The sequence below is a fragment of the Anabaenopsis sp. FSS-46 genome (genome assembly GCF_029891665.1).
In the GTDB taxonomy this organism is placed as follows: domain Bacteria; phylum Cyanobacteriota; class Cyanobacteriia; order Cyanobacteriales; family Nostocaceae; genus Anabaenopsis; species Anabaenopsis arnoldii.
Genome location: NZ_JANQDG010000059.1, coordinates 43,723 through 65,877, shown reverse-complemented (window position 1 = coordinate 65,877; position 22,155 = coordinate 43,723). Strand labels below are relative to the sequence as shown.

Sequence of the window (22,155 nt, the reverse complement as noted above, 5' to 3'; positions counted from 1 at the left end):
TTTTATTGTTTTTGTCTCACCCTGATTGATTGTTACACTAGGGTCATCCCGGCCAAGAGGAGCCAGAGCAATTATGAATCCAACCTCTGCTGTTCAAACTAACAACACAGCAAAAGCTCACTCCGCAACCACTACTCAAGGGGATAAGCGATTTAAAATTCTGTCGGCCCATATTAAACGCTATCAGTATCAACAAAATGCCCTAATTGAGATCCTGCATAAAGCACAGGAACTTTTTGGTTATTTAGAAAACGATGTCTTAATTTATATCGCCCACGCACTGAAATTACCACCAAGTCGGGTTTATGGGGTCGCCACCTTTTATCATCTATTTTCCCTTGCACCTAGTGGCCTCCATACCTGTGTAGTTTGCACTGGTACCGCTTGCTATGTCAAAGGCGCTCAGGCTATCCTCACAAGTTTAGAAGAGTCCATACATCTTCGCCCCGGTGAAACATCCCCAGATGGTCAAGTTTCACTGCAAACCGCCAGATGTCTAGGTGCTTGTGGAATCGCCCCCGCCGTAGTGTTTGATAAAACAGTGATAGGGTATCAAACCCCCGAATTAGTTCTGGATCACATCAAAGGATGGTTAAAAGATGGATCTAACTGAATTAATAGCGATCGCCCACAAAGAAAAAACAGCCAGCAAACCCATAGAAATCCGCTGCTGTGTAGCGGCCGGTTGTCTGTCTGCTAATTCACAAACTGTCAAACAGCGTTTACAACAAGCAGTCACAGCAGAGAATTTAACAGAAACAGTAGATGTGCGTGGAGTTGGCTGTATGCGCCTGTGCTGTCAAGGGCCATTAGTGCAGGTAGATGACCACACCCTGTACCAACAAGTCACCCCCGACGATGCACCCTCAATTATTGCTGCACTCCAAGGAGGAGAAACCACAGTTAAAAAAGGTGATTTAAATCACCCATTTTTTACATCCCAGATGCCCATTGTTTTGGAAAATAGCGGTAAGGTTGACCCAGAACGTATTCAATCTTATATCGCCGCATCTGGTTATCAATCCCTCCACCATGTCCTCCGGGAAATGACCCCCAAGCAGGTAGTAGATACCGTCACCGCTAGTGGTTTACGGGGACGGGGAGGCGCTGGTTACCCCACCGGGGTCAAGTGGGGAACAGTGGCTAAATCCCCAGGAGTACCAAAGTATGTCATCTGTAACGCCGACGAAGGTGACCCCGGCGCGTTTATGGACAGGAGTGTTCTGGAAAGTGACCCCCACCGAGTACTAGAAGGAATGGCGATCGCCGCCTATGCTGTAGGAGCCAACCAAGGTTACATCTACATCCGGGCTGAATATCCTATAGCTATTCATCGCCTACAAACCGCCATCCGTCAAGCCCAAAGCTTAGGTTTACTAGGTAGTCAAATTTTTGACTCTAGTTTTGACTTTAAAATTGATATTCGCATTGGTGCGGGAGCTTATGTCTGCGGTGAAGAAACAGCCCTCATGGCTTCCATTGAAGGTAAACGGGGAACTCCCCACCCCCGTCCCCCCTATCCAGCGGAATCAGGGTTATGGGGTTACCCCACCTTAATTAATAACGTCGAAACCTACGCTAATATTACACCAATTATCCGTAATGGGGCTGGATGGTTTGCCAGCATCGGTACTGCAAAAAGCAAAGGTACAAAAGTTTTCGCCCTAGCCGGCAAAATCCGTAACACAGGTCTAATAGAAGTACCCATGGGAACCACCATCAACCAGATTGTTGAAGTCATGGGGGGTGGTGTACCAGAAGGGGGTGTGGTTAAAGCTGTACAAACCGGTGGACCTTCCGGGGGATGTATTCCTGCATCGGCTTTTGATACCCCTGTAGATTATGAATCTCTGACTGAGCTAGGTTCAATTATGGGTTCTGGGGGGATGATTGTCATGGATGAAACCACCAACATGGTAGATGTGGCCCGCTACTTTATGGAATTTTGTATGGATGAGTCCTGTGGGAAGTGCATTCCCTGTCGGGTGGGAACGGTACAACTGTATCAGTTATTAACCGCCATCAGTGAAGGTAAAGCCACCCAGACAGACTTAGAACTACTAGAGGAATTATGCGACATGGTTAAACATACCAGCTTGTGCGGTCTGGGACAGTCTGCACCTAATCCAGTATTTAGCACCTTGCGTTATTTCCGTCATGAATATTTGGAATTAATCAAGTAGGTGGGGTAAAGTCCGCTAAACCCAACTAGAGAGCGCAGGAGAAATCAGTACTGAGCAGACGAGTAATAAATTACCCGTCTCATAGCAAAAGTCCACTAGAATTGCACTGTTAGGTTACATAGGATACCCTAAGCAATGATTGTCAACGGAACTTATGATGTTGTACAATCACAAAACCAACACAAGACCTTGATAATAAAGACAGTAAGTGAGATTTCTGAGTTGGCAGTGAAATAATTAAACATCTGTAAAATCACTTTATGCTAAATACTTTTTCAACCTACAGGATTTTTGGATTTCTACTCACTGCATTAATTTTGACTTCCTGTAGTGGAGGTACATCTAGTAATACTGGTACTGGTACACCTCAAGCTCAAAATAACAATGGTGGTGATAATACTCCTGAATCTCGAACCTTAACGATTAGTATTCCAAGATTAGGCAAAAGTTATACAATAACAAGGGGAGAAACAACAGTAGAGGATATAGGTAGTATAGTTTCTTTAGATCGAAATAATTGTAAAAATATATATTCCGTAGGTTCACGTTCTCAAGGTGATTGTCTGTCTCAGGTCAATTCAGCTGCTCGACAGGCACTTACTTTTATCAGTCCTTGATACAAAACATCAAAATTTCTTAGGACTTACGCAAAATTGGACTAAAAACCTAGTTCTGATGTACGGGTGATTCATGAATTACCCCTGCTTTCGTTCTGTTTTGCGTAAGTCCTGATATCAAAATCTCCTCAACCCTCAACCCTCAACCGTCAATAATACCATGGCTGTCAAAACTTTGACAATTAATCAAGAATTAATTAGCGCCCGTGAAGAAGAGACCATACTCCAAGCAGCCCAAGAAGCAGGGATTCATATTCCCACCCTGTGTCACCTAGAAGGGGTAACAGATGTGGGAGCTTGTCGCCTGTGTTTAGTAGAAATTGCTGGTACCAATAAACTTTTACCAGCTTGTGTCACGAAGGTCGCCGAAGGGATGGAAATTCAAACCCACACCCAGCGCCTACAAAATTATCGGCGCACCATTGTAGAGATGTTGTTTGCAGAAGGTAATCACATTTGCTCAGTTTGTGTAGCTAATGGTAATTGTGAATTACAAGATTTAGCCATTGAGATGGGTATGGATCATGTGCGGTTAAACTATCATTTCCCCTCTCGCTCCGTCGATGTTTCCCATCATCTGTTCGGCGTTGACCACAACAGATGTGTTTTATGTACTCGCTGCATCCGTGTTTGTGATGAAATTGAAGGAGCCCATACTTGGGATATGGCGGGGAGGGGAACAAATTCCCATGTAATTACCGACTTAAACCAACCCTGGGGGAGTTCCTCAAGTTGTACCTCTTGCGGTAAATGTGTTAACGCTTGTCCCACCGGTGCTCTGTTTAATCGGGGTTCTAGCGTGGGGGAAATGAAAAGCGATCGCCAAGTGTTGGAATTCCTAGTCACCGCTCGACAAAAACAACAATGGAACCGTTAACCGTGGTCGGTGAGCGGAGTCGAACCGTTGACTGTTAATTCCCCTCCTCAAAAATTCACCCCTCCCCTGAGAAGTTATGACTCTTTTAAAACTAGCTACAGTTTGGTTAGGTGGTTGCTCGGGTTGTCATATGTCCTTCCTCGATTTAGATGAATGGTTAATTGACCTAGCCAAACAAGCAGAATTAGTTTACAGTCCCTTTGCTGACACCAAAGAATACCCCTGGGGTGTGGATGTTGTCTTAGTAGAAGGGGCGATCGCTAACCAAGAACACCTCAAAATGATTTACAAAGTCAGAGAGCGTTCCCAAATTCTCGTATCCTTCGGTGATTGTGCTGTCACCGGTAACGTTACAGCCTTACGTAACCCCATGGGAGACGCGCAAACAGTCCTCCAGCGTTGTTACATAGAAGCCAACCCCCTTTACCCCGCCATTCCCTCCGATGCTGATATAGTCCCCACCCTACTAGACCGGGTAGTACCAGTACATCAAGTCGTCCCTGTGGATATTTATTTACCAGGATGTCCCCCTGACGCTAATCGCATCAAATCCGTATTAGACCCCCTGCTCAAAGGTGAAATACCACAACTATCAGGGCGAGACATGATTAAGTTTGGTTAATTGCAAAACACAGCCAACAGTCAACAGTCAACCGTGGTCGGTGAGCGAAGTCGAACCGTCAACCGTCAACAAATCTGGTCTAAATCATGTCTAAGAAAATTATCATCGACCCCGTAACCCGCATAGAGGGACACGCCAAAATTAGTATATACTTAGATGATACTGGACAAGTCAGCGACGCTCGCTTTCATGTCACAGAATTTCGCGGATTTGAGAAATTTTGCGAAGGCCGCCCCTTTTGGGAAATGCCGGGAATTACAGCCCGTGTGTGTGGAATTTGCCCAGTTAGTCACCTATTAGCCTCCGCTAAAGCCGGGGATAACATCTTAACAGTCAAAATCCCCCCCGCAGCCGAAAAGCTGCGGCGGTTAATGAACCTAGCTCAGATTATCCAGTCCCACGCTCTAAGTTTCTTTCACCTGAGCGCCCCAGATTTGTTGTTGGGAATGGATGGCGATCGCCCAGACCGGAATATATTTGGTTTAATTGCAGCAGAACCAGAATTAGCCAGGGGGGGAATTCGCCTCCGTCAATTTGGACAAGAAATCATAGCTCAGTTAGGAGGACAGAAAATACACCCATCATGGGCCGTTCCCGGTGGAGTGCGCGATGCTCTCCGACCAGAGGGACGTACCCACATTCAAAACCGCATCCCCGAAGCACGCACTACAATTTTACAGGCTCTCCGTAGGTTCAAAGCAATATTAACAGACTACCAACAAGAGATCCAAACCTTTGGCAACTTCCCCACCTTATTTATGGGTTTAGTTACCTCCGCAGGTCTGTGGGAACACTACGACGGACATATCCGGTTTGTAGATAGTGGCGGGAATATCATCGCCGACCAACTAGACCCCAGCAACTATCAACAATTTATTGGGGAAGCAGTACAACCCGACTCCTATTTAAAATCTCCCTACTATCGCCCACTAGGTTACCCCGACCAAACAGACCACTGTCATTTAAATAGTGGTATCTACAGAGTCGGACCCCTAGCACGATTAAATATCTGTAGTCACATTGGTACACCCTTAGCCGACTCAGAATTAAGGGAGTTTAGAGACAGAACTAAAAATACCCCCAACTCATCATTTTTCTATCACTACGCCCGCTTAATTGAAATCCTAGCAGCAATTGAACACATAGAAAAACTACTAGATGACCCCCACCTACTTTCAACCCGACTGCGCGCCCATGGGGATGTGAATCAATTAACAGCGGTGGGAGTCAGTGAAGCTCCCAGGGGAACCCTATTTCATGAATATCAAGTTGATGAAAACGGTTTACTTCAAAGGGTGAATTTATTAATTGCTACAGGTCAAAATAACTTAGCTATGAATCGGACAGTCGCCCAAATTGCTCGCCATTTTGTCAACGGTGTGCAAATCTCCCCGGAAATGTTAAACCGGGTAGAGGCGGGAATTAGAGCCTTTGACCCTTGTTTAAGTTGCTCAACCCATGCAGTGGGGCAAATGCCCTTACATCTGCAACTCATAGCACCAGATGGGACAATTGTCAACCAGGTTTGGCGTACCCAGTAGTGAAACAACCTTCAACCATCAACCGTCAACAAGGTTAAAATCGTGAATTTTACCATTCAGAATGTTTTAATTGCTATTGAGGATGCTTATCTTACCCTAGATGTACAAGTGATAAATGGTAAGATAGCCGCCATAGCACCGGATTTAGATGTGGTTGGTAATACCATTGATGGTAGCAATAAGCTGTTACTCCCTGGTTTCTTTAACGCCCATACCCACTCATCGGAAATGTGGCAACGGGGTATTATGTCCATGTTGCCTTTAGAATTATGGTTAGGGGAATTATATGACTTTGCGCCTCTGGATTTAGAAAAAGTTTATCTGAGTGCTTTGGGAACCGCTGTGGAAACTTTACTTTCTGGTGGTACTAGTGTGGTAGACCATTTGGTGTTAACTCCTGGACAGGAGTTAGAAACTATCGCTACTGCGGTTCGTGCTTATGAAGAAGTGGGAATACGTGCTTTTATCGCACCCCTGATTCAAGATCAGTCCCTCACCGCGGGTATACCTGGGGGAGAGTCAAATCAAAACCATGCACCGTATTTTCGCTCAACTGCGGCTACCTTGGAAATTATAGAGGAAGCAGTCAGACAATTTCACCGTCCTGAAGCGGGTATAAGTATTGTGGTGGCACCAACGGGGATACAATTGTGCAGCGATAGTTTATTTATAGGATGTATTGAGTTAAGCGATCGCCATCATCTTTGTCGTCACTCTCATTTACTAGAAACTAAAGCACAGGAAAAACTCGCCCAAGAAAAATACGGTTGTACCGCAGTCCAGCATCTACAACGCATCGGATATTTAAGCGATCGCACATCCTTGGCTCATTGTGTTTGGTTAAACAATAACGATATCACCATCCTCGCCCAAACTGAATGTACAGTTGTGCATAACCCCTTGAGTAACCTCCGTTTAGGCAGTGGTATCGCCCCTATTTTAAAATATCTCCAAGCCGGGGTAAATGTTTCCTTTGGTTGTGATGGTGCTTCCAGTAATGATTCCCAAGACTTACTAGAAGCCATCAAAATCGGTTCCATCTTACACAACACTACAGACCTAGACTATCACAACTGGATCACACCCAGAAAATCTGTAGAAATGGCCTCCCTAGGAGGCGCAAAAGGGCTGAATGTAGCTGACAAACTTGGTTCCCTCACCCTAGGAAAACAAGCCGATTTAGTCATGTATGATCTCACCAGTCTATCATTGCTACCCCGAACAGATCCCATTGGCTTATTAGTATTAGGTCGTCCTATCAATGTTGTCCATAGTGCTTGGGTAAACGGAAAGCAAATTGTTAGCAATGGTCAAGTTAACACCATTAAAGTAGATGATTTACAGCAAGAATTATTTAAAGTTAGTCAGTGGGAAACAAAGCGCAAATCTCCAACCGTAGCAGAAATACAAACCCATTATCGCCAAGTTATGGACATATAGCCTCTGCTGACCTTTACGCCTCTTTACTTTGAAAATAACCCAACCTCCAATTTTTCGGTTCCCTTAACTGACTGAACTTACCTTGAAGAATAAATTGTACTGCAATTCGAGTGTTTAAAAATCCCCTCACCCGATTATAATCATTACTGTCATCAACTCCAGATACAACCTTGCCAATCTTCTGAGACCGTCCACAGTGAGTAGAAGAACCTGGCATTGTTAAGGTGAACAATCCATCATGTTCGTATTCTGCGGGAACTAAAAATATAGCATAGACATGATGTCGTCCACGCCAGGGTTGAACCACTAATGTATCAGGATGTGCGTAGTATTTATGATCTCCTTCCTCCTGAAATACCCACTGCTGACACCTAACTATAGGCTTTTGTTCAGAGAGATAATTACAGATATAAGCAAATGCTATAACGCTCAATAAACCAAGCACAAATAACGTGTAAACTATAGGTTTTCGCACTTTTTCAATGGTAGGCTAATTGTTTAAATTCATATCTAAGCTAGTGAATTCAGAATCCCGCGTTCATCATACTTTTATCCTCAAAAATACACAGAAGTCACTTAAATTATTAAAATTTATACAGTATCACAGTGGCTATGGGTCTGCTGTTGTTAAATTAACAAATAGTGTAAGAATGAAGCCAAGTTAGTTAATATCGGTCATGATATCTAATTCTACTCGTTTCCCGGATGTTCAAAATCATTGGGCCGGCTTATTCATCCAAGAATTAGCGGTGCGTCGAATTTTAAATGGCTATCCTGATGGCAGTTTCCGACCAGATAGCCCAGTGACTCGTGCGGAGTTTGCTGCTATAATTGCCGCAGTATTTACAGTATCAGCAAAGCGTCGTTATGTCCCCTTTGCTGATCTCCCGGCTAATCATTGGGCTGTGAGTGGTATTAAAAAAGCTTACGAAAGCGGATTTATTATTGGTTATCCCGACGGGAATTTCCGCCCCAATGACAAAATTATCCGCGGCGATGCTTTAGTTGCTTTAGTCAATGGTTTGGCAATAGCTATTGATGTTCCACCAGACTTGCTGAGTAAATTACCAGAAATATATCAAGATGCGGAAAAAATCCCTGGTTATGCTAGAAATCAAGTGGCGATCGCTACTCAAACAGAATTAGTAGCTAGTTACCCCAACACCAAGTTACTCAACCCTACTTTACCAGCCACCCGTGCAGAAGTGGCAGTAATTGTATATCAGGCTTTGGTTTACTTAGGTAGAGCCGATAAAATATCATCTAATTATATCATAGTTCCCCCAAAACTTGTCAATACTCCTAAAACTGTCAAGGTAAATCATCAGCGAGAGTTTCGGGGGGCGTGGGTGACAACAGTATGGAATAGTGACTGGCCCTCTAAAGCCGGACTCTCAACAGCACAACAGCAAGCTGAATTGATTGCAATTCTCGACCGATTACAAGCACTCAACTTCAACGCCCTGATTTTGCAGGTGCGACCAGAAGGAGATGCTTTATATGCTTCCCAACTAGAACCCTGGAGCGCTTGGTTGACGGGAACTCAAGGGAAACCACCAGAACCATTTTATGACCCTTTGGAATTTGCGATCGCTCAATGTCACCAACGTAATATTGAACTTCATGCTTGGTTCAACCCCTACCGGGCCAAAACTAGCATCACAGCTAGACCCAACGCCAGACCCCATATAGCTTTGACCAATCCCGAAGTAGTTTACAAATGGGGTAATCAACTATGGATGGACCCAGGAATCAAAATCGTCCAGGATAGGGCGTACAACGTGATGATGGATGTTGTGCGACGCTATGATATAGATGCCATTCACTTGGATGATTATTTTTATCCCTATCCCATCGAGGGTCAAACCTTCCCCGATAGTAAAACCTATGCAGCTTATAGATCAACTGGTGGTCAACTCAGCTTAAGTGACTGGCGACGGGAAAACGTGAATCAAATGGTATTACGGCTATTTCAAGGAATCAAAGCCATAAAGCCCCACGTCAAATTCGGTATTAGTCCCTTTGGTATTTACCGACCTGGACAACCACCAGGAATAAATGGCCTAGATGCTTATAGTGTACTGTATGCTGATGCTAAAAAATGGTTAGAACAAGGTTGGGTGGATTATATCGCCCCTCAACTTTATTGGCGCATTGACCAGACCGCACAAAGTTATCCCACACTACTAAAATGGTGGACAGAAATTAATCCTCAGCAGCGACATATATATGTAGGCAACAATATTAGTCAACTTGATGGCAAAGCTTGGAAGAGTGGAGAGATTAACAAACAAGTTACCATCACTCGCAACCTAGCTGCTAACTTGTCACTGGGTAATATCTTTTTTAGCATGAGTCACATTAATCAAAACCGTCAGGGAATTGCTGACAGTTTCCGCAATTCCCTTTATCCCACCCCCGCCATAGTACCTACTATGTCATGGCAGAATACAGACCCACCACCACCACCCCGAGAACTACAAGTTAATAATCGTCGCCTAAGTTGGGAACCCGGCGATGAGCAACCCGTGCGTTCTTGGACACTTTATCGACAGACTGGTGAAAATTGGGTACTTCAGCGGGTCTTATCTGCTGGAACTTATGGCTACGCCACGCCAGCTACCGCCACGGTGCAACAAGCTGGAACCTATGCAGTGTGTGCTGTTGATAGGTTGGCGAATGAGAGTCTGGGAGCGGTAATTACAGTGAGTTAAAATTTCAGTCCCTCACCTGAACATTCAAATAAATGTAACCCTAATAGCTGGGAAAGTTCCTCACACACTTTCACTCCCCGGACACTATTACCACGGACATCTAACAATGGCGAAAATACCCCAATGCCCATTTTATGGGGTACAACCGCCATAATTCCACCACAAACCCCACTTTTAGCCGGAATACCAACTTTGTAAGCCCATTCCCCAGCAAAGTTATACATACCGCAGGTGTACATGACGCTGAGAATATCTTTAATGTAACGACTATCTATTGCTTGTTCTCCTGTAATCGGGTTCATACCTCTGTTAGCAAGGGTGGCCGCCATCACCGCTAAATCCTGGCAATTTACCATCACAGCACACTGCTGAAAGTAAAGATCCAAAACTTCTTCAATGTTTTGGTCAATCATGCCAAAATTGAGCATTAAATGTGCCATGGCGCGGTTGCGATGTCCCGTACTACGTTCAGAGGTAAATACTGAGATATCAACCAGTGCATTCTGTCCGGTGTATTTCTGAAACATATCCAGAACCCGGTTTAAGCGTTCCGTCGCACCAGACCCTTTAATTAAACTGGTAGTGGCGATCGCACCTGCATTTACCATGGGGTTATAAGGTCGCTTCGATTGTTCATCGAGAATAATGGCGTTGAATGCGTCTCCTGTTGGTTCAACCCCCACTTTAGTTAAGACATAATCCCGTCCATGATCTTCTAAAGCCAGTCCATAAGCAAACACCTTAGAAATGGACTGGATAGTAAATTGGTGTTGATTATCCCCGACTTCGTACCTTTGACCATCTACTGTGACAATGCAAATGCTGAATAATTCTGGATTTACCTTTGCCAGTTCTGGAATATAGTTTGCTAGTGTACCCTCCTTGAGTAACTTGTATTGGGAATATAAGTCGTTGAGAACAGCTAAAAATGGCGCTGAACCGATTTCTACATTTTCTGGATTTGCTTTGTTTGCCATGAGCCTAATATTCTTCTCTCGAAAATCATATTTAAGTCAATCTAGCAACCGAAAATATATGTAATTTTCGCTACTTTATTTTTTGTTAGCTCAAGCCAGTGAAGCTTTTTTAATTTTCTCATCATTGATTTTAATTTGTAAAAAAATACTTTTTAGTTACCAAATGATGGTGGTTTTTCAGTAATTAAATTCCATATATAGCCACAATATGCTACTTTTAGATCAAATTAGTCTAAGTACATTTATTTAGTAAACCCCTAATCAGATGACTAACCACTAGAACATGACTGCTAGCCTATTTAAAATTCAAACTTAAAATTCAAAATATTTGTATGTAGACTTACAGATGATTTTCCGTGGGCAGCCCAAAAATTCCTCCAGGAAATATACTCAAGCATTTTGAGGGAGTTTTGACAAAGATATGACAAACATATATTTAATAAATTTATATGTTTCTTAAAATACAGTTTTCTCTCAGGAGTGTTATTACTAATCAAAAACCGCCGAAATATTAGATTTTCATATGAAAGCTTGAGTCAGTTACAAAAAACGTTACATCCTCAAAATCCTGATTTGAAAACGGTTTCGCCGCGGAAATTAGAATTGAAATCGAATAAAGTGATTTAGATCTACGGTAAAACCCTGATCCCCAACCTTCAAAGTTCGTGATAGTGTGTTGCAGTTATAAATCAAAAAAGTGAAAACCAGAGCCCAGGAAATTTCATGGGAGATGTCACTGAAACTGGCAAAAAATCCCAGGAACTAAAAAACTGCTGTTCTACACTCGCTTTAAAAATCGGACGCATGAATCAACGATATTTGTGGACTATTGTCGCCCTGTTTCTGACTACTGTGGGTACGCCCTTAGTCGGACGCACTCAAACTACTACTACAAAGCAAACTAATCGAGTTTCTCCAGAAACATCAGTTAAGAATGTAGTTAAAGTAGGAGAGTTTCAAACCTCATCTGGGAAACCGACTTCCGATGCTGTGATAACAAACATTCATTCTCACTACATTGGAGGTCGTAAAGCGGCAACCCTGTTTATCAAAAATATTCCAGTTATTACCTTTTTGAGTTCTCAGCCACAGCCGCAAAGTTTGACGGTGACTGGAATTGGAACTACTGCGGGACAACAGTCCTCTGGTCGCACGGGGACGAGTGTAGGGAACTTGAGGAATGCGACAAAGGAAAAGAAATCCCTTAATGATGACCCGGTTTATAGAGCTGGACTCATAGCAGCCAGTATTAACCAGCTAGTGCGTAATGGTGAGGATGCTCAACAGATTACCGTTAGTTGGATGGGTCAGGGCGAATCTACAGATGGCAACAAAAGTGCCTCTGTCACACAACACACCGGCGAGAGCTATACGATTAAAATTAAAGATCGGGAATTGGTGCAAATCAATGCAAAAACCATCCTAGCAGGAACCACCGAAAATCTCGCAGAAGATGCATTGCAAGTAACTAATCGCTTGCGGAGACTCATTGGTAATGCATCTCCCATCACAGAAATTGCTAATCTCCCCGAACCAGTAAAAGTTGGTTCGCAGCAGCCCACACAGCAGCTTGCGAGCAACAAACGACTCACTTTCCGTGGTATAGCTTCCTTTTACGGTCGCGGTTTTGCTGGTAGACCTACCGCCACCGGTGAAAGATTTAATCCCGAAGGTATGACTGCAGCCCATCGTAGCTTACCTTTCGGCACGCGAGTTCGTGTGACTAACACCCGTAATGGTCGTTCGGTTGTGGTGCGAATTAATGACCGAGGCCCATTCATTCGCGGTAGAGTCATCGATGTATCCACTGGTGCTGCTCGTAGCTTAGGAATGATTAACAACGGTTTGGCACCTGTGAAGATTGAAATTATGGGGCGATAATTGCTGAGAATTTCAGTGGATAATGTCCCCAGTCCCTAATACCCCTAGTTCCATACCCCAGCCCCCTATTTCAGATATAAACTAACGGGGGAGAGGCTTAAAAAGAACTAGGGGTATTTTGTGCGTCTGCTGACAACAGTTGCAGCTTTACGCTGCTATTTAACTCAACGTTGTTCACAACATCAGTTCAGGGTTCCCGAAGATTTGGGACTAGATGCGATGTCTAGCTGGTACCAGACGGCCGTCGGTTTAGTGCCAACTATGGGAGGATTACATCAAGGTCATTTGAGCTTGATGGCAAGGGCAAGGCAAGAAAATTCTACGGTGATTGTCAGTATTTTTGTCAATCCCCTGCAATTTGGCCCCCATGAAGATTATCAACGTTATCCCCGCACTTTAGAGCTAGACCAACAAATGTGTAGAAAAGCGGGGGTAGATGCGATTTTTGCCCCCACACCAGAGGAAATGGGTGTTTCTCAGAACAGTCTAGAAGCATCTCAACTGACACAAGTAACGCCTCCATGTGCTATGATGTCCAATTTGTGTGGTCGTTCTCGCATTGGTCACTTTCAGGGTGTCGCGACGATTGTCACCAAGCTTTTTAACTTGGTACAACCCGACCGCGCCTACTTTGGACAAAAAGATGGTCAACAACTAGCTATTATTAGACGGTTGGTGAGTGATTTAAATTTGCCAGTAGAGATTATTGGTTGTCCAACCCTGCGGGAAGAGTCGGGTCTGGCTTTAAGTTCTCGTAACCAATATTTGACTGCACAAGAAAAAGCCCAAGCAGTAATTTTATATCAAGCTTTACGGGCTAGTGCTGCTGGGTTTGGTAAGGGTGTTCGTGATCGCAGTACCCTCATAGGATTGGTACAGCAAGAACTGGCAAAGGTTCCTAATCTCATGGTGGAATATATTGAATTAGTTAATCCGAGTACGTTAATGTCTTTAGAAACAGTTGAGGAGGAAGGAATGCTGGCGATCGCAGGTCGTCTTGGTTCCACACGTTTGATTGATAATACCATCCTGCGCGATCGTCAGCCCATCATCGCTATCGATGGACCAGCTGGTGCTGGTAAATCTACAGTGGCTCGTCAAGTGGCCACTCACCTGGGTTTAGTGTATCTCGATACAGGAGCTATGTATCGGGCTGTGACTTGGCTGGTGCTACAAAAGGGTATTGCTCTTGATGATGAATGCGCCATTGCTGAGTTAGTTAGTCGGTGTAATATTGAACTTACACCCACTGACGATCTGCAATCTCCCGTCAGGGTTTGGATTAATGGTACTGATGTCACTCAAGCAATTCGCACAATTGAAGTCACATCTCAAGTATCCGCGATCGCTGCACAAAGCGCCGTGCGTCAAGCACTCGTTAAACAACAGCAAAGCTGGGGTAAAAAAGGTGGTTTAGTCGCCGAAGGTCGAGACATTGGGACTCATGTCTTCCCCGATGCCGACGTTAAGGTATTCTTAACCGCCTCTGTTGATGAACGAGCGCATCGCCGTCAGCAAGACTTAAAAAAACAGGGACAACCCGAAGTGAATCTAGAGCGTCTCAAAGGCGATATTGCCGAACGAGACCGAAAAGATAGCACTCGGAAAATTTCCCCTTTACAAAAAGCAGCGGATGCAGTAGAAATACAGTCTGATGGTCTTAACGTGTCTGAAGTTACAGCACAAATTGTTAACTACTATCAAAAACGCTTATCTTAGTTGTCGAGCATCTGAATATTTCTACCTTTATGCAATTTGGCTCAAATCAAACAGTATTTTGCCCGAATCCTCCCTTTGGTAGTAGAATGACAATGTTAAGTTTTATATCCTATAGCGTTGGGATAGAAAACGCATACAGATAACACCTGTCGTTTCCTAAGTTTCGCTCAACAGTTTTAAACCGGAAAACAGTCAAGAGAGGATTTCACAAAATGGCATTTACACAACCCCCCTTACCTTACGACTTTAACGCTCTCGAGCCCTATGGCATGAAGGGAGAAACATTTGAGTATCACTATGGCAAACATCATGCAGCCTATGTGACTAACTTAAATAAGCTGACTGACGGTACAGAACTGGCTGACAAATCTTTGGAAGAGGTGATCCAAATTGCCTTTAAAGACTCCTCTAAGGTGGGAATCTTCAACAATGCTGCTCAAGTTTGGAATCACACCTTTTTCTGGAATTGCTTAAAGCCCGCAGGTGGGGGCGCACCCACTGGCGACCTAGCAGCCAAAATTAATCAGGATTTTGGTAGCTTTGACAAATTTAAAGAAGAATTTTCTAACGCTGCAGCAACTCAATTTGGTAGCGGTTGGGCTTGGTTAGTTGATGATGCTGGTACTCTCAAGGTCATGAAAACACCAAATGCAGAGAACCCCTTAGCCCATGGCAAAAAGGCCCTTCTAACTCTAGATGTTTGGGAACACGCCTACTACATTGACTATAAAAATGCGCGTCCTGCTTTCATCAAGAATTTCTTAGACCAATTAGTCAATTGGGACTTTGCTGCTGCAAATTACGCTCAAGCCTGATAATTTCTCAGTCTTACTCTGAGTTTAACCCTAGTTAATTCTAGAAAGTAAAAATCAGTTCATTTAAAGTACTCAGTCACGATTAGTATCGTGGCTGTTTTTACTCAGTACAGTAAGCTCTATACTTGCTACAGGTGCTTAGTAAGTACAAACACAATTGATTTGAGAATTGCGGTGGCGACTAAAATCGCCAACGGCTAACCGCCATATCTAGAGCTTGGACTTGCTCACAGTTGAATTATTCCTCAACTGCAATTCTCGGCGATCGCCCGGGGTGAGTTCCATCACCTGGGTAGACAAATTATATTGCTGCAGTAGGCAATTAAATTCTGCCACACTTCCTTGAGCTTTCAAGAATTTCGTCAGCACACCTTCAAAAACCACATCTCCACCCGCGGCCGTGGGAAGCATAATTTGAGGTTGTAACCATTGTGCAACTTCCAATGCACTCTTCCTACCTTTAATAACTGGCAAGCCTAAAGGCAATGTTATATCTACTATCGGCGTAATCACCACGTCAACCGGGGCAAATTGTTTAATTTCCGGCGAATGAGACCCATGAGGCTCATAATAAATTGTTAACCCACTGGTTAATTCTTTAATCAGATAACCATTTTCTACCAGATTATAACCTACCACAGAGCCGGGAACAGCTGTGATTTCCACTTGTTGATTCAAGTTGAAACTTTCCCCGTGCTTCAGGGATGTTACGTAATTGTAGCCCAACTCACGTGATAATTTTGCCGCATTGGCAGAACCCACAACCTTAATTTCATGATCTAGTTGTTTAAGAGTCGGTGGATGAGCGTGGTCTTCTAAACCTTGAGACAGCAAAATCAAATCAATATTTTGTGGTATGGGGCGTTCTTGTATCCGAGAACCTTTGAAAAACCAATCTAAATTGCCAAAAGTTAAAGAACCAACCAGCCAAGGATCCAGTAATATGCGTTGGTTACCCATTTCCAGTAACCAACTATTGCTGTCTAACCAAGTTAAGTACATAATCAAATTAAAAATAATACTTACCCTATTATGGATGAGTTCACCGCAATTGTGCTACCATCTCTTGGGGATTCCAGTAAGCGCGAGTTGTTTGAATCTTACCAGCTGAGTTGATTTCAAAAATCGTAATTCCTGCAAAGATAACTGGCTTACCTGTCTTACTCACCCACCCTTCTGGATTCATTGCTGCAATATTGGCAAAGTAGGCAGATACAATCTTTTCAATGGTTTGGGGTGACATGATGGGAGTTGATAACTGATAGATTAAAAATATCTTTTTATTTTACAGTAAATTCACGGAAAAATACTCAAAGGTGGATGGTTTACCTGAGAGTTGCAATACAATATGACAGGTAGTTTCCCATAAAAACGGTGAAAAAATCGGTTATTGCCAAAATACTCATTCCATCCTTAACTTGCTTAACTGTATTTGTCCCCAGTCCAGCACCTGCCCAATTGTTACCACAACCCTGGGTTTCTGTGGGTGAAAAGGATGGAGAAGTCACCTATGCTGCTGGTGTGAGAGTTTTAGATTTTGGTTTTGAGATCGGTAGAGGTCCCGAAGGTGCTACTGGAGGAGATGTTTTAAAATTCTTCAGTTTACCAGTGATTTCACCTTATGTCGGACTTGGCTGGTATTCAGAAGACCAAGGTGTTGCTGTTTCTGGCGGTGTCCAAATAGGTGCTACCGATAATATTTTTGTCGGTGCTGGTTACAATTCTGTGCGAGGATTTAATGGACAATTAGGCATTAGGTTTTAACTTATCCTCACATCCCAAAACTTAAATTTTTAAGTTTTGGGTTTAATCTTTCCGCTCTTGATAATCATCAGAAGACATCGGATCTAATTCCCAGCGAGAATGATCACGCCGCTCTAAAATATCCTCAGTATGGAGAAAATCACCGTCATTCATCGGTAATCCTACTGCCTTTCCTAAATCATCAGTTACACTTTGATCAGGAGTAGGGGCAGTACCACCTACAGCTTCATCTCCGACCGTATCTTCCTGTTGCCAATAAGCATCAACATCACCGCCAGTAATTTCCGGACTTGTGTGTGTATACTGACGTTTTCTTTGTCTGAGCGATCGCCCGCCAATATTATACCCCGGCAAATCCTTAACACCAGTACCGTAAGATTCGGTAATTTCTGCGGTTAAATCATCAGAATTGACTTCTTGATTCTGATTATTTTCTTCCATAAATAATATTAATTCTATTTACCGATTCATCATAACCTTACCAAAGGTAAAGACAGTATCACCAAGGGTATATTACTTTAGTGATAAAAAAATATATCCCCTGAGTACGAAGAAAAAATAGTAATTAGAAGATACTTTAATAAATAAGTCTAAATTGAAATTCCTCAACTGTGTAGGAGTGAAATCCATATATTAGGAATTAAATAGGAATTAAATCAATAGTCTACTCTTAATTACAAATTACAATAAAAAGAGGTATAGAATGGAATATAACGAGTTTATTACACACGTACAAAGCCTAGCTCAATCAAATTCTCGTGAAGAAGCCGAACGCGCCACCCGTGCTACCTTAGAAACCATCACAGAGCGTATCCCCGGCGATGAATTCAAAGAAGTAGCAGCAGAATTACCACAAGAATTAGCTCAATCTTTGCAAAGGCGAGAAGGAGAAACTAGTGAACCTTTCAACCTGCAAGAATTCATTACTCGTGTGAGTCAAAGAGAAAATATAGAACCGACAACCAGCGCCATTCATGTTCGGGCTGTATTTGCAGTCTTACAAAACGCCATTAAGCCTGACAAATTCAGCAAATTTCATAATTATTTTGATCATGACTATGAGGAACTATTCACCACATCACCAACTTAAATTCCTGCAGTCAAGCATCCTATTGAGTAAAATTATTAACCTAGGCAAAAATCATGACCAATCATAACAATCATTCCCGGAAGAAAAAAGTCGCCATCCTCATAGAACATGGATTTGAGGATATAGAATTTACTATCCCGTGTAATGGACTAAAGCAAGCTGGGATGGAGATAGTTGTCCTCGGTTCACGCATGAATGAAAAATATAAAGGTAAACGAGGTAAAGTTTCAGTTCAGCCCGACGCTACCACCACAGAAGCCATAGCAGCGGAATTTGACGCAGTAGTAATTCCCGGTGGTATGGCCCCGGATAAAATGCGGCGGAACCCGAACACAGTCAGCTTTGTGCAAAAAGCCATGGAACAAGGGAAATGGGTAGCAGCTGTATGTCACGGGCCGCAACTTTTAATTGAAGGTGATTTGCTCACAGGTAGAAAAGCCACGGGCTTTACTGCTATCCGCAAAGATATGATTAATGCAGGTGTAAATTACCTAGATGAACCCTTAGTGGTAGACAGGAATTTAATTACCTCACGCGAACCAGGAGACTTAGGGATTTTCACCACAGCATTGCTCAGTCGTCTGGGGTACGGTGGTAAAGATGCTGCACTTCCAGAGGAAAAAGATACTAGCGCCCAGTGGTGGAAACTCGCTGATGCTTGGGGTGGTTCTACCAAAGGTGAAATTACCAGGGGGTTGAATATAGCACTGAGTGGGGAGCGTTATTCAATGGAAGCCTTAGAACAGTACACCCAAAAAGAATCAGATCACGAAGTGCGATCGCTCTTTCAAGAGATGATTAGTAATAGACAGCGCCACATTCAGAAATTGGAAACCTATCTCAACACACTCCATGAAAAACCTTCCATAGTGGCAAATATCGCCAATCAATACGCCAAAGTTAAAAGTACCTTTACTGGTAGCGATGACATCTATCAGTTACGTTGCGCCCTAGGAGATGTACAAACAGGTCTTGGCGATATTAGCAATTTGTCTGCAATGTATACTGACCCCGTAGCAACCGCGATATTTAAGGAAATTTACCAGGACTTACTTAAATACGAGCAGCGATTAGCACAATTATATCGCCGAGGCATAGGCACTGAAATTCAGCCTCCCAAGCCCACCACAGGCGTAGCTCTGTAGATATCTAGCAACTGCGAGGAAATAGGGTTACCGCTGGGAGAATCAATTCACAATCTTGATCCCTTAGCCAGTCCCCGCTACTCTAAGAGGATGTTTGTCAAGTTATGATTAGTGTATCAAATATTGTTTGACCCCACCCTAACCCTCCCCTTGTAAGGGGAGGAGACTGGATTTTATTGTTTTTTGTGCGGTCGGTGAGCGAAGTCGAACCGTGTTCCCCAATCCCCATTCCCTGTTCCCTAAGATAAAAATTACCTGTTGAAAACTTATCAAACAACCTCTTACGATTTACCAGAAATGACTGGATGATACTGAGTATAAGAATCGGGTATTTGTAATCCTTGAATCTTCAGATTTTGTAATCTGTATAAAAATGCTGCTCCTATCATCATGTGATGGGCAACATCAACTACCTTCCGATTATTTAAATCTGCCAAGTAAGAACCTTGTATCCAGTTATTGAAGCTTCCCATAGATGGACCGCACCAGATTTGATAATCAATTTCCCGACCTTTCTCACCAGAGTTAGACCAACGAGAAGACAATCCTAGATACCAGCGAAAAATTAGAGCCATTTTCAGCTTGGGATTGTTGGCGGCTTTGTGCAGTTTTTCGGGATTACGTTGAGATAAATAATTAACTGTTTCTTGCCAAATGCTATCTAGACTATTTCTGAAGATTTGCTTTTCTATCTTCTCTCTTTCGGTAACAGGTATATCTTCAATTGAATCATAGTTTTTGTATAATTCAAACAGTTTTTGCGCCCGGAGAGGAAAGAGCGTTCCTCTTTTGAGAACTTGCAGTTTTACTCCCATCTCAAACATATCTGCTGCTGGAGCCATCATCACATCAGCCATATCCGCTTGGGCTAGCAATTGTTTAGTATATTCAGAAGTTCCAGCTTCAATACAGGATTGGTTAATGGAACCAGTAACGACATAAGCAGCACCCATCATAAAAGCAGCCAATACTGATTGGGGAGTCGCAATTCCTCCCGCTACTCCAATTCTGACCGGTCTTTCGTAACCATATTGGCCTTGAATTTGATCTCTTAATTCCAAAATCGATGGTAACAGACAAACTAAGGGACGATTATCTGTGTGACCACCGGAATCTGCTTCGACGGTAATATCGTCAGCCATGGGAACTTTTGCGGCTATACTTGCCTGTAATTCACTGATGAGACCTTGCTGTACTAATCTTTTAAGAATTTTCACAGGAGCAGGTTCTAAGAATTTTGTGGCCACTTCTCGGCGAGAAACTTTGGCAATGACTTTATTTTTAATTTGGATTTGATTAGCTGCATTCAAGCCTAGTCCCGCAACCCGGTAGTAGACAACGTTATCAGTTAAATCTAAAAATGCAGATGCTTCTATTGTTCTGACTTGATATTTCAAATACAAATCAATTGTACCACGTTCAAGAGTAGGTTCACTGGGACTATGAAGTAAGTTAAAAGCGTAAATTCCTTCGGGTAGGGCTTGCTGAATACGCTTGATGGCTGCTTCCACACGGTCAGGAGAGAGACCACCAGCACCAAATGAACTTAAAATTTTCTCCTTACCAAGAGCTATTACTAATTGTTCAGAAGCAATACCATGAGCCATGGAACCAGTAGCATAGGCATATTTAACATTATGGAAATCTATAAAGTTGGGATCTCCTAACTGTTGAATATGTATAGGTGGAACGGACATCAACATTTCTTGTCCAGTTTTACCATTATGATAATGAATTAATTCTCCTTGATTAGTAACACCAATTTTATCTTCTACTCTGATAATGTAACAAGGTTTAGCTAAGTTAATTAGTTTAGCTCTTATGCCATTACCATCAAAAGATATTGTATTTATATCACCATGCCATGCTTGACGGTTACTCACAAAAAAATTAGATGTTTTTAAGAGTGAATTTCCGCGTTTATGAATGACTAAATTATTGTTAAACATGAGGTTAAGCATTATGAGGAGCAATTGTCGGCATAATTTTTAATTGCTTAAGAAATCATTGGTTATTGCTTTGTTATAATCATGAAATATTTTTGTGAATTAATTACTTTCTGCGTTAAATATTTTCTGGTATAGATTTAGTTGTTGCTGGATTATGACGCTGATTTGATGTAGTGATTGTTGTCGCATTTCTAATACATTGCTGTGGTTTTGTGCCATGTAAAAAGCATTATATATCAGCTTCTGATACTGAGGATTGCGTAAATTATCTAGCTGTTGTTTATCAACTGTATGATCAGTTTTGCAGTCTCTTTCTTCCACAATAAAAATCTCATCTTCTTGAGGTGAAATAGTATGACCTACTCCGACATTGTGTGATAGCTTGGGTAGCGAAGCCTTAGGGTTAACTGACAAGTCAGGGCTTGGTCTATCCTTCAATAATACACTAGAAGCTTTATCATCCCCGGCGATTAAGTTGCTCATAAATCTCTTTTCCTCAGCTAATACTGAATTTTTATTCAGAGAATATGTGGGTCTGGCTTGACTAAATTCCAGTAATTCATACTGCTGACTGGGAGGACTGATTGATGGGGTATAAAATTTTTCTGGGAATATTTCCTGCTTATTCTTACCCAGAAATATGCCATCACTTTTCTGACTACCCAAGGTGATAGTTTCATCTAGTATTTGATTTGGATTCAAGCTACGGTCTGAGAGAGAATACAGTGGCGACAAATCCATTTCCACTCTATGACTCAATAGCTTTGCTAATACTCTGATAATAGAAATATGATCATTCATAAATACTTGGTTCAAAACTA

Annotated in this window: 21 protein-coding genes; 14 read left to right on the top strand and 7 right to left on the bottom strand. The window is 42.7% G+C overall.

The features are described from left to right. Positions 1–73 precede the first annotated feature (73 nt). The 7 genes from hoxE to NWP21_RS06075 all read left to right on the top strand — a co-directional run bounded on the left by hoxE (position 74) and on the right by NWP21_RS06075 (position 7,280). Positions 74–613 (top strand): bidirectional hydrogenase complex protein HoxE, encoded by a 540-nt coding sequence (gene hoxE / locus NWP21_RS06105; RefSeq protein WP_280791992.1) that lies wholly within the window; start codon positions 74–76, stop codon positions 611–613. Next, positions 600–2,183, top strand: a complete 1,584-nt coding sequence (locus NWP21_RS06100) for a NuoF family protein (RefSeq protein WP_280791991.1) — start codon at positions 600–602, stop codon at positions 2,181–2,183. Before hoxE ends, NWP21_RS06100 begins: the two co-directional genes overlap by 14 nt. A gap of 260 nt (positions 2,184–2,443) precedes the next feature. Then, complete coding sequence (locus NWP21_RS06095; RefSeq protein ID WP_280791990.1) at positions 2,444–2,800, top strand: hypothetical protein; 357 nt, start codon at positions 2,444–2,446, stop codon at positions 2,798–2,800. Between the two features lie 160 nt (positions 2,801–2,960). Next, entirely contained in the window at positions 2,961–3,677 is a 717-nt protein-coding gene (gene hoxU / locus NWP21_RS06090; RefSeq protein ID WP_280791989.1) for a bidirectional hydrogenase complex protein HoxU, read from the top strand. 76 nt (positions 3,678–3,753) lie between these two features. Next, positions 3,754–4,299 carry an oxidoreductase gene (locus NWP21_RS06085; protein WP_280791988.1) on the top strand — a complete coding sequence of 182 codons (546 nt, stop codon included), beginning with the start codon at positions 3,754–3,756 and terminating at the stop codon, positions 4,297–4,299. An 86-nt stretch (positions 4,300–4,385) separates the two neighbouring features. After that, positions 4,386–5,840 (top strand): Ni/Fe hydrogenase subunit alpha, encoded by a 1,455-nt coding sequence (locus NWP21_RS06080; RefSeq protein ID WP_280791987.1) that lies wholly within the window; start codon positions 4,386–4,388, stop codon positions 5,838–5,840. Between the two features lie 42 nt (positions 5,841–5,882). Further along, complete coding sequence (locus NWP21_RS06075; protein ID WP_280791986.1) at positions 5,883–7,280, top strand: amidohydrolase; 1,398 nt, start codon at positions 5,883–5,885, stop codon at positions 7,278–7,280. A 13-nt stretch (positions 7,281–7,293) separates the two neighbouring features. Here NWP21_RS06075 and NWP21_RS06070 read toward each other — a convergent pair whose 3' ends face one another. Next, positions 7,294–7,755 carry a hypothetical protein gene (locus NWP21_RS06070; protein WP_280791985.1) on the bottom strand — a complete coding sequence of 154 codons (462 nt, stop codon included), beginning with the start codon at positions 7,753–7,755 and terminating at the stop codon, positions 7,294–7,296. A 202-nt stretch (positions 7,756–7,957) separates the two neighbouring features. Between NWP21_RS06070 and NWP21_RS06065 the strand changes: the two genes are divergently transcribed. Then, positions 7,958–9,994, top strand: coding sequence for a family 10 glycosylhydrolase (locus NWP21_RS06065; RefSeq protein ID WP_280791984.1), 2,037 nt, complete (start codon positions 7,958–7,960; stop codon positions 9,992–9,994). On the opposite strand, the gene glsA is transcribed toward NWP21_RS06065, so the two are convergent. Then, positions 9,991–10,971, bottom strand: coding sequence for a glutaminase A (gene glsA / locus NWP21_RS06060; protein ID WP_280791983.1), 981 nt, complete (start codon positions 10,969–10,971; stop codon positions 9,991–9,993). The genes NWP21_RS06065 and glsA overlap by 4 nt on opposite strands. 804 nt (positions 10,972–11,775) lie before the next feature. Between glsA and NWP21_RS06055 the strand changes: the two genes are divergently transcribed. The 3 genes from NWP21_RS06055 to NWP21_RS06045 all read left to right on the top strand — a co-directional run bounded on the left by NWP21_RS06055 (position 11,776) and on the right by NWP21_RS06045 (position 15,386). Beyond that, positions 11,776–12,852: a septal ring lytic transglycosylase RlpA family protein gene (locus NWP21_RS06055; RefSeq protein WP_280792012.1), complete on the top strand. Its 1,077-nt coding sequence runs from the start codon at positions 11,776–11,778 to the stop codon at positions 12,850–12,852. 120 nt (positions 12,853–12,972) lie between these two features. Continuing rightward, positions 12,973–14,571: a bifunctional pantoate--beta-alanine ligase/(d)CMP kinase gene (locus NWP21_RS06050; RefSeq protein ID WP_280791982.1), complete on the top strand. Its 1,599-nt coding sequence runs from the start codon at positions 12,973–12,975 to the stop codon at positions 14,569–14,571. 212 nt (positions 14,572–14,783) lie between these two features. After that, positions 14,784–15,386, top strand: coding sequence for a superoxide dismutase (locus NWP21_RS06045; RefSeq protein WP_280791981.1), 603 nt, complete (start codon positions 14,784–14,786; stop codon positions 15,384–15,386). Between the two features lie 210 nt (positions 15,387–15,596). On the opposite strand, the gene NWP21_RS06040 is transcribed toward NWP21_RS06045, so the two are convergent. Then, on the bottom strand, positions 15,597–16,388 hold the full coding sequence (locus NWP21_RS06040; RefSeq protein ID WP_271734548.1) for an MBL fold metallo-hydrolase: 792 nt from the start codon (positions 16,386–16,388) through the stop codon (positions 15,597–15,599). A 40-nt stretch (positions 16,389–16,428) separates the two neighbouring features. Continuing rightward, positions 16,429–16,629, bottom strand: a complete 201-nt coding sequence (locus NWP21_RS06035) for a hypothetical protein (protein WP_280791980.1) — start codon at positions 16,627–16,629, stop codon at positions 16,429–16,431. A 131-nt stretch (positions 16,630–16,760) separates the two neighbouring features. Here NWP21_RS06035 and NWP21_RS06030 point away from each other — a divergent pair, with 131 nt between their 5' ends. Next, positions 16,761–17,150, top strand: coding sequence for a hypothetical protein (locus NWP21_RS06030; RefSeq protein ID WP_280791979.1), 390 nt, complete (start codon positions 16,761–16,763; stop codon positions 17,148–17,150). 42 nt (positions 17,151–17,192) lie between these two features. On the opposite strand, the gene NWP21_RS06025 is transcribed toward NWP21_RS06030, so the two are convergent. Beyond that, the gene (locus NWP21_RS06025; RefSeq protein ID WP_271734543.1) at positions 17,193–17,591 is read right to left on the bottom strand and encodes a DUF6335 family protein; all 399 of its coding nucleotides are present in this window, start codon (positions 17,589–17,591) and stop codon (positions 17,193–17,195) included. 262 nt (positions 17,592–17,853) lie between these two features. Here NWP21_RS06025 and NWP21_RS06020 point away from each other — a divergent pair, with 262 nt between their 5' ends. Further along, positions 17,854–18,240: a DUF2267 domain-containing protein gene (locus NWP21_RS06020; RefSeq protein ID WP_271734541.1), complete on the top strand. Its 387-nt coding sequence runs from the start codon at positions 17,854–17,856 to the stop codon at positions 18,238–18,240. A 53-nt stretch (positions 18,241–18,293) separates the two neighbouring features. Next, positions 18,294–19,385 (top strand): DJ-1/PfpI/YhbO family deglycase/protease, encoded by a 1,092-nt coding sequence (locus NWP21_RS06015; protein WP_280791978.1) that lies wholly within the window; start codon positions 18,294–18,296, stop codon positions 19,383–19,385. 281 nt (positions 19,386–19,666) lie between these two features. Here NWP21_RS06015 and NWP21_RS06010 read toward each other — a convergent pair whose 3' ends face one another. Continuing rightward, positions 19,667–21,334 (bottom strand): PfaD family polyunsaturated fatty acid/polyketide biosynthesis protein, encoded by a 1,668-nt coding sequence (locus NWP21_RS06010; protein ID WP_280791977.1) that lies wholly within the window; start codon positions 21,332–21,334, stop codon positions 19,667–19,669. A gap of 99 nt (positions 21,335–21,433) precedes the next feature. Continuing rightward, positions 21,434–22,135, bottom strand: a complete 702-nt coding sequence (locus NWP21_RS06005; protein WP_280791976.1) for a hypothetical protein — start codon at positions 22,133–22,135, stop codon at positions 21,434–21,436. Positions 22,136–22,155: the final 20 nt, after the last annotated feature.

Bases quoted from the DNA above. Each gene is read 5' to 3' on its own strand.
- hoxE (WP_280791992.1), top strand. From the start codon at position 74: ATGAATCCAACCTCTGCTGTTCAAACTAACAACACAGCAAAAGCTCAC.
- NWP21_RS06100 (WP_280791991.1), top strand. From the start codon at position 600: ATGGATCTAACTGAATTAATAGCGATCGCCCACAAAGAAAAAACAGCC.
- NWP21_RS06095 (WP_280791990.1), top strand. From the start codon at position 2,444: ATGCTAAATACTTTTTCAACCTACAGGATTTTTGGATTTCTACTCACT.
- hoxU (WP_280791989.1), top strand. From the start codon at position 2,961: ATGGCTGTCAAAACTTTGACAATTAATCAAGAATTAATTAGCGCCCGT.
- NWP21_RS06085 (WP_280791988.1), top strand. From the start codon at position 3,754: ATGACTCTTTTAAAACTAGCTACAGTTTGGTTAGGTGGTTGCTCGGGT.
- NWP21_RS06080 (WP_280791987.1), top strand. From the start codon at position 4,386: ATGTCTAAGAAAATTATCATCGACCCCGTAACCCGCATAGAGGGACAC.
- NWP21_RS06065 (WP_280791984.1), top strand. From the start codon at position 7,958: ATGATATCTAATTCTACTCGTTTCCCGGATGTTCAAAATCATTGGGCC.
- glsA (WP_280791983.1), bottom strand. From the start codon at position 10,971: ATGGCAAACAAAGCAAATCCAGAAAATGTAGAAATCGGTTCAGCGCCA.
- NWP21_RS06055 (WP_280792012.1), top strand. From the start codon at position 11,776: ATGAATCAACGATATTTGTGGACTATTGTCGCCCTGTTTCTGACTACT.
- NWP21_RS06045 (WP_280791981.1), top strand. From the start codon at position 14,784: ATGGCATTTACACAACCCCCCTTACCTTACGACTTTAACGCTCTCGAG.
- NWP21_RS06040 (WP_271734548.1), bottom strand. From the start codon at position 16,388: ATGTACTTAACTTGGTTAGACAGCAATAGTTGGTTACTGGAAATGGGT.
- NWP21_RS06035 (WP_280791980.1), bottom strand. From the start codon at position 16,629: ATGTCACCCCAAACCATTGAAAAGATTGTATCTGCCTACTTTGCCAAT.
- NWP21_RS06025 (WP_271734543.1), bottom strand. From the start codon at position 17,591: ATGGAAGAAAATAATCAGAATCAAGAAGTCAATTCTGATGATTTAACC.
- NWP21_RS06020 (WP_271734541.1), top strand. From the start codon at position 17,854: ATGGAATATAACGAGTTTATTACACACGTACAAAGCCTAGCTCAATCA.
- NWP21_RS06015 (WP_280791978.1), top strand. From the start codon at position 18,294: ATGACCAATCATAACAATCATTCCCGGAAGAAAAAAGTCGCCATCCTC.
- NWP21_RS06010 (WP_280791977.1), bottom strand. From the start codon at position 21,334: ATGTTTAACAATAATTTAGTCATTCATAAACGCGGAAATTCACTCTTA.
- NWP21_RS06005 (WP_280791976.1), bottom strand. From the start codon at position 22,135: ATGAATGATCATATTTCTATTATCAGAGTATTAGCAAAGCTATTGAGT.